Genomic DNA, 12973 nt, shown 5'->3' with positions numbered 1-12973 from the left:
CGGGCATGGCTGGTTTCCTCACGTGGGTATCGCAATCCGGGGTGGTGCAAGGAATCATCATCGGTGCAACATTCGCATTCTTGACGGCAGTCCTTGTCATGAATGCCGTGATCAAGACGGTGTCAACAACCGTCAACGGGTGGAGCGTCATCCGGGCGTGCGGCCGCCCGGAGAACGGCGTCCTGGTACGGGCCGCCTGCGCCAAAGCCCTTCCCGTGGTCAACGTCTTTGAAGAGGCTGCCTACTGGACCGCGACGAAGGACGGGTCCGGGCAGGGCCTCAGCGGCAGCCAGGACTACATCCTGCACTTTCCTCCCGGTCAACTCCCGCCGAACGACGCCTTTTGGTCCCTCACGGTGACGGACATAGTGGGCTACATGGTCGACAATCCAATCAATCGGTCCAGCATCGATGACGGTTCGGAGCTTGTGGAAAACTCCGACGGCTCAATCGACATTTATCTTCAACGAGCCGCTCCCGGCGGGCGTGAGCAAAACTGGCTGCCGACCCCGGCAGGAAAATTCAAGCTTATGCTCCGCGCCTACTTGCCCGGCACGGAAATCCTCGATGACAAATACCAGGTCCCGCCGATCATGAGGATTCAGTGACATGAGCCGGCTTATTTTGAAATTCGGATTCCCTATCACCGTGGTCATCCTGGCAATATTTGCGTGGGTCGTTTACCAGCGGATTTCCCGCGGATGGAACGAGGTGGTTCCCCTCGCGATAGCGGCCGTGGCGGTGTGGGTACTGGGCGCCCCGGCTTTCATCTACCTTTGGCCGCGCCTCACGGTCAATGGCTTTAGGCGGGCAATCCTCAAGCATGGCCTGGGCGGTGGACCGATTCCGATTAACTCGTTGTATGCGACGCCCCTCACGTCTTCGCCATCGGCGCCCGCCGGGAGCCTCCTGGCAACGGGGACCAACAAGCTGCTCTACGTCGCCGGTTGGCTCGATCTGAAGAAGGGGCCACTGGTCCTTAGCGTCCCGGACATGGCCGGCCGCTATTACAGCGTGCAATTCACCGACCCCTCGAACAGCGCCAATTTCGCCTACGTCGGAAAGCGCGCAACCGGAACACAGGCCGGCGAGTATTTCCTCACTGGCCCCGATTGGAACGGAACTGTACCGGCTGGAATGGCACGGATTTCTTCGCCCCACAATTCAGCACTCGTGGTGGGACGTGTATTTGTCGCGAACGAAAGCGATCTTCCTACCGCGTACGGACTGGCGCAACAAATTCAGCTCGTTCCGCCAAACCACGCGTAGCACGCGGGAACTCCCCCTCCCCAAACCTTTACGGCCTGCCCCGCCGCGGCCATGATGAAAGCAGGCGCAAGGCCTCGCCGACCGCATCGCACGGCCGTTCCTTGCGTGGCGGAGGCGCAGTGAGATGTCACCAAGGATCGGGTCCGCGGAAGGATTCCTGACCGACTACTACGAGCACGTGGCCGACGACGACGTCCGCAGCTACAGCACCGACACCCTCTTGGACCGGGCGCGGTACCACCGTTCTTTGGCGGAGCGGCGCACTCCCGGGCAAGCCGTCGTAGGGATCCTCAACGAGGCCGAGGCCAGCATCGTCGCGATCGTCACCGAGGACATGCCGTACCTGGTCCCGTCCATCACCGCGGAAATCACCAGGGACAACACCTCCATCCGCCTCCTGGTCCACCCCACCTTCAGCGTCAGCCGCGACCCCTCAACCCACGCGCTGAGCGAAGTGCGCCGGGGACCGTCGCGAGCGGGCCTGCCGTCCGGCGATGAGCCTTCCGTGCCTGCCGCTGAAGACCACGACGACGGCGGGCACCTCACGGAGGCGTGGATCGCCGTCGAGATCTCCCGGTTGCCGGACGACGTGAGCGCTGAACGGCTGGTCGAGCGGCTGCAGGCGGTGGTGGCCGATGTCCGGGCGGCTTCGGAAGACGCGGCTGCAATCAATGCGGAACTCGACCGGGAAATCCGTGCCCTGGAAGGCCTTGAGGAGCGGCTCCCCGAGGCGAGGGAGGCCAAGGAGTTGTTGAGTTGGCTCGGCAACGGGAATTTCGTTTTCCTCGGCTACCGCGAACCCAGCGGACGCCGCGGGTTGGGCCTGCTGAGGAACATGGCCACGTCTCCCGCAATACCGGAACGAACGCGCCGCCAGGGCGGTCCCGGACTCGGCGCGAAGCCCGAACTGATCCTCAGCAAATCCACCCTGCGCTCCACGGTCCTCAGACGCGCATATCTCGACGAGGTCACCCTGGCTATGGTCAACGAAAACGGCGAGCGCACTCCCGAATGCGCCTTTGTGGGCCTCTTCGCACCAAGTTCGGCGTCCCGATCGGCCTTGCAGATCCCCGTTATCCGCGACACCGTCAAGCAAGTTCTCGAGTCGTTCAACTACCCGCCGAATTCGCATGACGGCAAGGAACTCCTCGCGGTCCTTGAGGCGTATCCGCGGGACGGGTTGTTCCATATCGATGCCAGGCAGTTGGCCGCCCATGTGGGCGAAATCCTGCGCCTCCAGGAACGGCACAGTACGCGGCTGTTCCTCCGCCCGGATTCGCACGGCCGATTCATGACGGCGTTGGTGTTCCTGCCGCGCCACCGGTTAAGCAGTGCGGTTCGGCTCAACATCGAGCGCGAGTTGCGCGAGGCTTTTGGTTCGGACGCGATCGAGTTCGAGCTTCGCCTCGGCGAGTCCGACATGGCGCGGTTGTTCTTCCGTATCCTGCTGCCCGACGGCGGTTTGGTCACCCCGGTCGAAGCGCCCGACGGCGGTCCGGTCACCGCAGCCCCTGCCGCCTCGAGCGGTGCGCCTGCCGCCGTCGTCGATCCCGCGATCCTTGAGCAACGGATCATCGCGGCGACCCGCTCGTGGGCGCAAGGCCTCGACGAAGCGCTCCAGGCGCGGTTCCCCGCGAAGGAAGCCGCGCGGCTGTCGCAGCAGTGGGCTTCGGCGTTTCCCCCGAGCTACAAGGCCGATTATGCGGTGGAGGACGCTGTTGATGACATTGCCGGCTTCGAGAGCTTCGGGCCGCCGAATTCGCCCGGCGGGACGGACAGCAACGACCCCTTGCTGACGATCTACCGCCGTCCGGGAACGGCCGTCCTGGCCGAGGACGCCCGGATCCGGCTGTACCTGACGCGGCCGCAAAGCCTCACCCAGATCCTGCCGTTCTTCCACAATCTGGGGCTTCAGGTCCTGGACCAGCGGCCGTTCGACGTGCATCCCGCGGACGGCCGCGCCTTCTTCTTGTACGACCTCGGCCTTAAATACCCGCGCGGAGTGGACCCCTTGGCGACGGGCGAACTCCTGCAGGATTCCTTCCGCGCCGCGATGCGCGGCGACGTCGAATCGGACGCTTTTGATGCGTTGGTGCTGCGCGAAGGCATCGACTGGCGGCGGACGGCCGTGCTGCGGGCGTATTCGAAGTACCTTCGCCAGCTTGGAAGCACCAATTCCTACGGTTTCATCGCCGACACCCTGCTGGAGAACGTTCGCGCCAGCAACGCGCTGCTTGAGCTTTTCGAGGCCAAATTCGATCCCGACAGGTTCGAACCCGATCTTTTCGACCCCGAACTGCTTCACGCGACCAGCAAGTACAGCGCCCGCCAATTGGCCATGGACGCGGCGCGCGCGAAACTGGCCGAAGCGATCGACGCCGTTCCCGTCCTCGACGCCGACCGCCTCCTCCGCTCGCTTGCGAGCTTGGTGGAGGCGACGTTGCGCACCAACTTCTACTTGGGCAAGCCGTACTTGAGCTTCAAGCTCGATCCCTCGAAGATCCCGGCAGCACCGGCTCCCCGCCCGAAGTTCGAAATCTGGGTCTATTCGCCCCGGGTCGAGGGTGTCCATTTGCGGTTCGGTTTGATAGCCCGCGGCGGCTTGCGCTGGTCCGATCGCCGCGAAGACTTCCGCACCGAGGTCCTCAGCCTCGTGAAAGCGCAGACCGTCAAGAACGCGGTCATCGTGCCTACCGGCGCCAAGGGCGGCTTCTATCCCAAGCAACTTCCCGATCCCGCCGAGGACCGGGCTGCTTGGTTGGCAGAGGGCCAGGAATGCTACCGGACCTTCATCCGCGGCCTGCTGGACCTTACGGACAACCTGGTTGCGGAACCGGGCAGCGGATCCAATGGGCGCACGGCCCCGGCCCAACGCACGGCTCCGGCCCAGCGCACGGCTCCGGCCCAGCGCACGGCTCCGGCCCAGCACACGGCCCCGCCGGTCCGCGTAGTACGGCACGACGGCGACGACTACTACCTCGTGGTGGCGGCGGACAAGGGGACGGCAACGTTCTCGGACATCGCCAACGAGCTCGCGGCGGAGTACGGCTTCTGGCTCGGGGATGCGTTCGCTTCCGGCGGGTCTGTCGGCTACGACCACAAGCAGATGGGCATCACGGCCCGGGGCGCCTGGGAGTCGGTGCGGCACCATTTCCGCGATCTCCTTGTGGATTCCGACACGGAGGACTTCACGGTAGTCGGAATCGGCGACATGAGCGGAGACGTCTTCGGCAACGGCATGCTCTTGTCCAAGCACATCAAGCTCGTAGCGGCTTTCGACCACCGGCATATCTTCCTGGATCCCACTCCGGACCCGGCGGCCTCCTTCGCGGAGCGGAAACGGCTCTTCAAGCTCCCGCGCTCGTCCTGGGCGGACTACCGCGCAGCCAAGATCAGTCCGGGTGGCGGCGTTTACTCCCGCCTGGACAAGTCGATCCCCGTTTCGGAACCGGTGCGTCGGGTGTTGGGTTTGGAGGCCGTTTCAGGCTCGGACGGCGGTTCGGGACAGGACGAGGGCACGACGGCGATGTCCCCGCCGGAGTTGCTTAAGGCCATCCTCACGGCCCCGGTGGACTTGCTGTACAACGGCGGCATCGGCACCTATGTGAAGGCCTCGACGGAAACGCATGGTGAGGTGGGAGACAAGGCCAACGACGTCATCCGGGTCAACGCCGGACAATTGCGGACGCGCATCATTGCCGAGGGCGGCAACCTGGGCGTCACGCAGCGGGGCAGGATCGAAGCCGCCCTGGCAGGGATCCTCGTGAACAGTGACGCAATCGATAATTCGGCCGGGGTGGACTGCTCGGACCATGAGGTGAACATCAAGATCTTCCTGGACCGGATGATCGCGGCCGGCAAGATGCCCGCCGTCGAGCGGGCGGCCTTCCTGCACTCGCTCGAGGACGAAGTGGGCCGCCTGGTCCTGAAGACCAACGTGGACCAGAACGTCCTCCTGCTCAACGACCGCCAATTGGTCCTTAAATGGAGCCCGAGCTTCGAACGGACGATGGATTGGCTCGAAACCGTCACGGACCTCGATCGGGACCTCGAGTGCCTGCCGACCACCCGGGAGTTGCAGGCCCGGGTGGCTGGGGGCGTCGGGCTGACTTCTCCGGAACTTGCCGTGCTTGCCGCCTATGCCAAAATCGAGCTCGCCCGTGAGTTAACCGAGGGCGGACTTGCCGACGATCCGTGGTTCTCAAGCACGCTACGCGGCTATTTTCCGCGCCGGATTTCGGAAAGGTTTGGCGAGGAACTCTTCGCCCATCCCTTGAGGCGCCAGATCGTGGCAACCGTGGTGGCCAACGACATGATCAACTTCGGCGGGATCGCTTTTGCCTTCCGGGCCATGGAAGAAACCACTGTCTCGGCCGTGGCCGTGGCCCGCGGTTTCGTGGTCATGCGGCAGATCTGGGACTTCGACTCGGTCATGGACGCAATCGCGCAAGTTCCGGCGAATGTACCGAGCGAACATGCTTGTGCCGTAGCGCTGGACATGCGCCGCTTGCTGGACCGCTCAACGCGCTGGTACGTCACCCACGATTTCCGGGACAAGCCCATCGCGGACGCCATGGCACGCCTCGAACCGCCCATGGCCCAATTACGATCGAACTTCACCCGTTTCCTCCACGGCATGAACCTCCAGCATTCGTTGATCCGCCTCGCCAATACCGATGCCCAGGGAATACCGCACGAGCTCGGAATCCGGGCGTCGGAACTCCTGGTCAGCTATGGGCTCCTGGATATTTCCGCGATCGCCGAAGAACTCCAGGAACCGGCGGAGGCCGTGGCCGAGGTGTATTTCGCGGTGTTCGAAAGGATCTCGGCCATCCCGCTCTTGGAACACATCACGCTGTTGCCCCGGGAAACCCACTGGGAAGCATTGGCCCGGGCGGCGCTGCGGGATGACATGTACCTGGTCCTCGCGGACATGACCAAGGAAGTTGTCCGGCATACTCCGCGTTCTTCCGCGATCGGCACGGATCCGGTTGAGCGGATCATGGATTGGGAACACGGGAACATCGAGCAGCTCGCGCGTATCCAGGACACCATCCAGGAGGCAATCAAGCCGGGCCCGGTGGACATCGCAGCGCTGTCCGTGGCCGTGAAACTGCTTCGCGCGATGGTCAGGCACTGAGCTGTCAGGCTGTCCGCTTGCCAGTCATCTGACAAATCCTTGCGACAGGACTATGATTGATCAGTCGCCTTCGCATGCGACAAGTAAGAGGAGGCCCCCAAATGATCGCTGCCCCAACAGCAGAACGCGAAATCCGCTTGTCTTTTTCAAGCGCAGAGGAAATGCACGACGGACTCGATCGTGCCGTTAATTCCCTCATCCAAAACGCAGCCACGGACGCCAACTGCGGCATCCTGGTAACCCGCCACGAGCCCGGAAGCTACACGGTAGCCCTGGACGAGTCAGTGCCGTTCGGCCAAACGCTCGAGGCAATCGCCGCCTGAACACCCCCAAAGACGGCAAAAACCGGGGCTTGTTTGCCAAACCGCGCTCACAAGGAGCGGGATGACAAACAAGCCCCGGTTTCTGTGTTTAAAAGCCTTACGCCCTACGCAACACCACGCCGTCGGACTTCATGAATAGCTGCTTGGCCGCTTCATCGGCGCCTGGTCCCGCAGGTTCGAGCCACACAACGTTGCCGCTGCCAGACACTTCCTGCACCTCCCCGGCCGCAATCACGTGAGCATGCCTCACAACTTCGATCCGCTCCCCCACCCTGAGCGTTCCCCAGTTGGAAACGACGGCGGACTGAGCGATTCGCCTGGACAGGACCGTCCCGCGTGCCTTCATTGAACTTCTACCCCTTTGTGGATGTTCGTTGTTTCAGTTGTGTGTTTCGGATCTTTCCCCGGCAGGCCCACGACATCGTCGGCGTGGACATGCCGTACCCCATAAGTTCTACTACATGAAAAGCGCCCCGGAGCGTGTTTTGCCAAACATTTCCGGGGCGCTTCCCTTTGTTCATCCGATCAGTATTTTGTTCGGATTCAGGCGAGAATTCCGACGGCGGATTCGGCCGCCGCACGAACGTCGCCGGAACCGACCAAACGGTCCGCCGCTTCCAGCTCAGGTGAGAGGAAACGGTCGGTTCCCGGGCCGTCGACGACGCCGCGCAGCACCTCGATCACAGCCGCACCGGCAGGCCCGGGCGTGAGTTCGCCGTCGGACAGTTTGGTGCGGATGTCCAGCGCGCGGGCGCTCGTCACGAGCTCCACGGCGAGGACGCGGCGCAGGTTCTCCACGGCCTTGCGGAGCTTGCGTGCAGCGTGCCAACCCATGGAGACGTGGTCTTCCTGCATCGCGGAGCTCGGAATGGAGTCCACGGAAGCCGGGACTGCCAGCCGCTTGTTGTCCGAGACCAGGCCTGCCTGGGTGTACTGGGCGATCATGAGGCCCGAGTCCACGCCGGGATCGTCGGCCAGGAACGCCGGGAGGCCGTGCGAGCGGGCGGGATCGAGCATTCGGTCCGTGCGGCGTTCGGCGATCGAGGACAGGTCGGCGACAGCGATCGCCAGGAAGTCCAGCACGTATGCCACGGGTGCGCCATGGAAGTTGCCGTTCGAGGAGACCCGGCCGTCCGGCAGGACCACGGGGTTGTCGATGGCGGCCGCGAGTTCGCGGGACGCAACGAGTTCGGCGTGGGTCACGGTGTCGCGGACAGCGCCGGCCACCTGGGGAGCGCAGCGCAGCGAGTATGCGTCCTGGACGCGGGAATCGCCCACGCGGTGCGAAGCGACGATTGCCGAGTTGGAGAGCACCCGCAGCATGTTGTCCGCACTGGCTGCCTGGCCTGGGTGGGGGCGCAAGGCCGCGTGCAGCTCAGGCAGGAACACCTGGTCCGTGCCGAGCAGCGCCTCGACGCTGAGCGCGGCGGTGATGTCCGCCGTCGTGAGCAAGAGGCGCAGGTCCGCGATAGCCATCAGCAGCATGCCGAGCATGCCCTCGGTGCCGTTGACCAGCGCCAGGCCTTCCTTCTCCGCCAAAGTGACCGGAGCGATGCCGTGCGCGGCAAGCAGCTCAGCAACGGCGGGGCGGCCGGGAACGCCGTACAGTTCGCCGTCGGGACCGCTCGCTTCGCCTTCGCCCATCAGGACCAGGGCACAGTGCGAGAGCGGCGCGAGGTCGCCGGAGCAGCCCAGCGAGCCGAACTCGCGGACCACGGGGGTGATGCCCGCGTTGAGCACGTCCACCATGGTCTGCAGGACCACCGGACGCACGCCGGTACGGCCCGAGGCGAGGGTCTTGGCGCGCAGGAACATGATGCCGCGGACCACTTCGCGTTCAACGGCCGGACCCATGCCCGCGGCGTGGCTGCGGATGAGCGACTTCTGCAGCTGGGTGCGCAGTTCGTTGGGGATGTGGCGGTTGGCCAAGGCGCCGAAGCCGGTGGACACGCCGTACGCCGGGGTGTCGCTGTGGGCGAGCCCGTCGATGTGGGCGCGGACCTTGGCAACGGTGTCCAGGGCTTCCTGGGAGATTGTCACCTTCGCGTCGTAACGTGCGACGGCGACGACGTCCTCCGGGGTGACGCCGCTGGATCCGAGGGTGACGGTGAGCGGCTCGTGGGTAATCGTGGTCATTGTTCCTACTTCTCGTTCATGGGGATGCGGACGCCGCGTTCCTTGGCGACCTCGACGGCGCGGTCGTAGCCGGCGTCGACATGGCGGATGACGCCCATGCCGGGGTCGTTGGTGAGGAGGCGTTCGAGCTTCTCGGCGGCGAGGTCGGTGCCGTCGGCGACGGAAACCTGGCCAGCGTGCAGGGAACGGCCGATGCCCACGCCACCACCGTGGTGGATGGAAACCCAGGTGGCGCCCGAGGAGGTGTTGATGAGGGCGTTCAGGAGCGGCCAGTCAGCGATCGCGTCCGAACCGTCGGCCATGGCCTCGGTCTCACGGTACGGGGATGCCACCGAGCCGGAGTCCAGGTGGTCGCGGCCGATCACGATGGGGGCCTTGACCTTGCCTTCCTTCACGAGCTGGTTGAAGAGCAGGCCGGCCTTGGCGCGTTCGCCGTAGCCGAGCCAGCAGATGCGTGCCGGGAGGCCTTCGAACTCCACGCGCTCCTGCGCGGCGTCGATCCACTTGTGCAGGTGGGTGTTCTCGGGGAAGAGCTCCTTGATGGCCTCGTCCGTGACGCGGATGTCTTCCGGGTCCCCGGACAGCGCGACCCAGCGGAACGGGCCCAGGCCTTCGCAGAACAGCGGGCGGATGTAGGCCGGGACGAAGCCGGGGAACTCGAACGCGCGCTGGTAGCCGCCCTTGCGGGCTTCGTCGCGGATGGAGTTGCCGTAGTCGAACACCTCGGAGCCGGCGTCCTGGAACTCGACCATCGCCTGCACGTGGCGGGCCATGGAGGCCTGGGCCTTCTTGGTGAAGCCTTCCGGATCGGCCTCGGCCTCGCGGTGCCAGTCCTCCACCGTGATGCCTTCGGGCAGGTAGGACAGGGGGTCGTGGGCGCTGGTCTGGTCGGTGACGACGTCGATGGTCAATTCACCGGCCTTGTGGCGGCGCAGCAGTTCCGGGAAGACCTCGGCAGCGTTGCCGACATACCCGACGGACCAGCCGCGGCGTTCGGCCTTGGCCTTCTGGACCTTGGCGATCGCGGCGTCGAGGTCGGTCTCAACCTCGTCCAGGTAGCGCTTGCCGGCGCGGCGGCGCAGGCGGGTCTCGTCGACGTCGACGATCAAGCACGCGCCGTCGTTCAGGGTCACGGCGAGCGGCTGGGCGCCGCCCATGCCGCCACAACCGCCGGTCAGCGTCAGCGTTCCGGCGAGCGGGCCCTCGGTGGAGCCCTCGACGGCGGGAGCCGGGTGGCGGCCTTCAGCCTTCAGCTTGTTACCGACGGCAGCAAAGGTTTCGTAGGTGCCCTGCAGGATGCCCTGGGTACCGATGTAGATCCAGGAACCGGCGGTCATCTGGCCGTACATCATCAGCCCCTCGGCCTCGAGGCGGCGGAACTCGGGCCACGTTGCCCAGTCGCCCACGAGGTTCGAGTTGGCCAGCAGCACGCGGGGCGCCCATTCGTGGGTGCGGAACACGCCCACCGGCTTGCCGGACTGGACCAGGAGGGTCTCATCCTTTTCCATGGTCTCCAGGGTGCGGGTGATCGCGTCGAACGCAGCCCAGGAACGGACAGCGCGGCCCGTGCCGCCGTAAACGACCAGGTCGTCCGGACGCTCGGCAACCTCGGGGTCCAGGTTGTTCATCAACATCCGCAGCGGAGCCTCCGTCTGCCAGGACTTGGCAGTGAGCTCGGTGCCACGGGGGGCCTTGACCGGACGGGCTCCGGTAGTGAAATCAGCGGGTGCCATGATGACTCCTTCGTCTCTGGAGGGTTGCTAGGGGAAAGTCCTTCTGTATCCAGTAGAGCCCCTCCGCAAGCATCTCGGAACGGCTTTCCGGCTGGTGCTGTCCGGTATTACAGACTCGCCCGATTGGTGGCCGGAACCGTTTTGGCTGGTGCTGCGACGCCGGCCGCGGGCCAGTTGGGTCAGCAAGTTGGGCTGACTAGTTGGGCTGACTAGTTGGGCTGTGGGCGGCCGTGGATGCGGATGGACAACTCATCGGCCGTTTTCTGGATGCGGGCGGCGAGCGCCGGCCATTCCTCAACAGGCACCCGGTCCTCGAGGAACGTGACGGCGACTGCCGCCGTCGGCCACCCCAAATGGTCCGTGACGGCCGCGGCGACTGAACCGAAACCGGGCGTCACTTCGCCATGTTCGGTGGCGTAGCCGCGTTGCCGGACCTGGTCCAGGTGCGAGGACAGCGCGGAGTACTTCATGATGGGCGATTCCATCTCGTGCCGCGCCGTGAACGCCGCCGCGTTGGGGTAAAGGGCCCTGACCTGGGACTTTGGCAGGGCGGCGAGGATGGCGCGGCCGCTCGCTGTGAGGTGGCTCGGAAGGCGGACGCCGACGTCGGTCACGAGGGACGGGCGGTTCTTGGCCCGCTCCTCCACGATGTAAAGCACGTCCCGGCCGTGCAGCACGGCCAGGTGGGCGCTCTCCCCGATCTGGTCCACGAGCGCCGCGAGCATGGGGCGGCCGAGGCGGGACAGCGGCTCTTGCCGCGAGTACGCCGAACTGAGTTCGAAGGCGCTGATGCCCAGCCCGTACCGCTGCTCCTCGTGGAGGTGCAGGACGAAGCCGTTTGCCTCCATGACCCCGAGCAAGTGGTAGACGCTGGACCGCGGCAGGCCGAGGGCGGTGGCAATGTTGGACGCCGCCATGGGGCCACGCCTGGACGCCAGTAGTTTCAGGATGCGCAGGGTATTTTCCGCGGCGGGCACCTTGGACGTGGCCCGGCCTTGGGTGGTCGGCTGTATGGTCATGGCTCCTCTTCGAGTGCACGGTATTACACGGTTCCATCGCCTGCCCCGGAAGGTTCTCCGGGGCAGGTGTCCGGTATCCCGTACTTAAGCGTGCGCCTTAGGCAGCGGATCCAGAAGCCAATCAACGAGTTAAGGCGTCTGGGATTCCAGACATTTGCGCTACCCTGCGGATACCACCGTGACCACCACTTTGCCCCGGACTCGGCCTTCATGCGCGTACCGGATGGCATCGGGAGCTTCGGGGAGGAGGAACGTCCTGTCAATGACCGGCTTTACCTTGCCTGCGTCAATGAGTGCCGAGACCGCCTCCAAGTCGTCCCGGCGTTCCACGGCGATCAAGCCGCTGAATTTCTGGCTCCGGAAGAGCGAATGCAGGGGGGCTCCCATGCCACGCTGAAATCCGCCGAGCCAGCGGCCGCCTCCTTCGCCACCGACGATGACGAGCCTCCCCCGCGGAGTGAGCGCCTTTCGGAGCTGCCTGAGTGGACGGTTGCCGGCCGTGTCCAGGATGAGGTCGAAGCGCTCAGTTCCGGCGGTGAAGTCTTCTTTGGTGTGGTCAATGACGTGGCCGGCACCTGCTTGCCGGACGAGTTCCACTTTGGAGGTACTGCATACACCGGTGACCTCCGCTCCGAAAGCCTTCGCCAGTTGGACCGCGAACAATCCCACCCCGCCTCCGGCGCCGATAACAAGGACCTTCTCCCCCGCTTGGACTTTCCCGCTGTTCCTCAGGCCCTGGAGCGCCGTCGTTGCCGAGATCGGCACCACCGCCGTCTGTTCGAAGCTCAGGGCGGATGGCTTGGGCGCAATCTTGTCCTGCTTGGCGCAAACATATTCGGCAAAGGATCCTTCGCATGTGCCAAGGACGGCGTCGCCGGGCCGGAACCCTGTCACTTTGGCACCCACTTCTTCAACGACGCCGGCCACGTCCCGGCCGCGAATGCGGTTCTTGGGCCTCGTGAGGCCGAATCCGAAGAGCCTGGTCAGGTACGGAAGCCCGGTCATCAGGTGCCAGACACCCGGATCGACGCCGGCGGCATGGACCCGGACCAGGACCTCGTCCTCGCCGGGAACCGGCTGCTCGATGTCCGAAAGCTGAAGTACGTCAGGGGAACCGTAGGCGTCTTGGACGATTGCTTTCATGGCGCTTCTCCTTCACTGCCCGGGTACTGGATCACGTCGTCGAGCGGCACATTGAGGGCGCGGGCGATTTGGAATGCCAGCTCAAGTGACGGCGCAAAAGTAAAACTTCCTTTACATCGAGTCAAGAGCTTTTTACTTCTCGCCCGGGCCGGCCCGGATGCAAGGTCTGAGAACCGAGACAGCGATCCCCCGTGAGAACCATCACAGCCT

General features: G+C 64.9%; 9 protein-coding genes. 4 read left to right on the top strand and 5 right to left on the bottom strand.

The genetic code is table 11. The features are described from left to right. Positions 1 to 5 precede the first annotated feature (5 nt). The 4 genes from ABCW42_RS01275 to ABCW42_RS01260 all read left to right on the top strand — a co-directional run bounded on the left by ABCW42_RS01275 (position 6) and on the right by ABCW42_RS01260 (position 6732). Positions 6 to 608, top strand: a complete 603-nt coding sequence (locus ABCW42_RS01275) for a DUF1214 domain-containing protein (RefSeq protein ID WP_423183172.1) — start codon at positions 6 to 8, stop codon at positions 606 to 608. Between the two features lies 1 nt (position 609). Next, a complete protein-coding gene (locus ABCW42_RS01270; protein WP_423183171.1) occupies positions 610 to 1269 on the top strand; it encodes a DUF1254 domain-containing protein in 660 nt (219 codons plus the stop codon). A 124-nt stretch (positions 1270 to 1393) separates the two neighbouring features. Continuing rightward, positions 1394 to 6409 carry an NAD-glutamate dehydrogenase gene (locus ABCW42_RS01265; protein WP_423183170.1) on the top strand — a complete coding sequence of 1672 codons (5016 nt, stop codon included), beginning with the start codon at positions 1394 to 1396 and terminating at the stop codon, positions 6407 to 6409. A 101-nt stretch (positions 6410 to 6510) separates the two neighbouring features. Then, positions 6511 to 6732, top strand: a complete 222-nt coding sequence (locus ABCW42_RS01260; protein WP_423183169.1) for a hypothetical protein — start codon at positions 6511 to 6513, stop codon at positions 6730 to 6732. Positions 6733 to 6829: 97 nt separating this feature from the next. Here the strand turns inward: ABCW42_RS01260 and ABCW42_RS01255 are convergent, their stop codons facing one another. From ABCW42_RS01255 to ABCW42_RS01235, 5 genes are all read right to left on the bottom strand, one after another. Continuing rightward, a complete protein-coding gene (locus ABCW42_RS01255; RefSeq protein ID WP_423183168.1) occupies positions 6830 to 7078 on the bottom strand; it encodes a hypothetical protein in 249 nt (82 codons plus the stop codon). A gap of 197 nt (positions 7079 to 7275) precedes the next feature. Continuing rightward, on the bottom strand, positions 7276 to 8868 hold the full coding sequence (gene hutH / locus ABCW42_RS01250; protein ID WP_423183167.1) for a histidine ammonia-lyase: 1593 nt from the start codon (positions 8866 to 8868) through the stop codon (positions 7276 to 7278). A 5-nt stretch (positions 8869 to 8873) separates the two neighbouring features. Beyond that, positions 8874 to 10601 (bottom strand): urocanate hydratase, encoded by a 1728-nt coding sequence (locus ABCW42_RS01245; protein WP_423183166.1) that lies wholly within the window; start codon positions 10599 to 10601, stop codon positions 8874 to 8876. A 209-nt stretch (positions 10602 to 10810) separates the two neighbouring features. After that, positions 10811 to 11620: an IclR family transcriptional regulator gene (locus ABCW42_RS01240; RefSeq protein WP_423183165.1), complete on the bottom strand. Its 810-nt coding sequence runs from the start codon at positions 11618 to 11620 to the stop codon at positions 10811 to 10813. Positions 11621 to 11779: 159 nt separating this feature from the next. Beyond that, positions 11780 to 12763 (bottom strand): NAD(P)-dependent alcohol dehydrogenase, encoded by a 984-nt coding sequence (locus ABCW42_RS01235; protein ID WP_423183164.1) that lies wholly within the window; start codon positions 12761 to 12763, stop codon positions 11780 to 11782. Positions 12764 to 12973: the final 210 nt, after the last annotated feature.

It is taken from the genome of Arthrobacter sp. NyZ413 (genome assembly GCF_049390645.1).
In the GTDB taxonomy this organism is placed as follows: domain Bacteria; phylum Actinomycetota; class Actinomycetes; order Actinomycetales; family Micrococcaceae; genus Arthrobacter.
Note: the sequence above shows the minus strand (reverse complement) of the source record. Positions and strands in the feature narration are given on the sequence as shown.

Coding starts and splice junctions, on each gene's coding strand:
- ABCW42_RS01240 (WP_423183165.1), bottom strand. CDS start 11,620: ATGACCATACAGCCGACCACCCAAGGCCGGGCCACGTCCAAGGTGCCC.
- hutH (WP_423183167.1), bottom strand. CDS start 8,868: ATGACCACGATTACCCACGAGCCGCTCACCGTCACCCTCGGATCCAGC.
- ABCW42_RS01275 (WP_423183172.1), top strand. CDS start 6: ATGGCTGGTTTCCTCACGTGGGTATCGCAATCCGGGGTGGTGCAAGGA.
- ABCW42_RS01255 (WP_423183168.1), bottom strand. CDS start 7,078: ATGAAGGCACGCGGGACGGTCCTGTCCAGGCGAATCGCTCAGTCCGCC.
- ABCW42_RS01235 (WP_423183164.1), bottom strand. CDS start 12,763: ATGAAAGCAATCGTCCAAGACGCCTACGGTTCCCCTGACGTACTTCAG.
- ABCW42_RS01265 (WP_423183170.1), top strand. CDS start 1,394: ATGTCACCAAGGATCGGGTCCGCGGAAGGATTCCTGACCGACTACTAC.
- ABCW42_RS01270 (WP_423183171.1), top strand. CDS start 610: ATGAGCCGGCTTATTTTGAAATTCGGATTCCCTATCACCGTGGTCATC.
- ABCW42_RS01245 (WP_423183166.1), bottom strand. CDS start 10,601: ATGGCACCCGCTGATTTCACTACCGGAGCCCGTCCGGTCAAGGCCCCC.
- ABCW42_RS01260 (WP_423183169.1), top strand. CDS start 6,511: ATGATCGCTGCCCCAACAGCAGAACGCGAAATCCGCTTGTCTTTTTCA.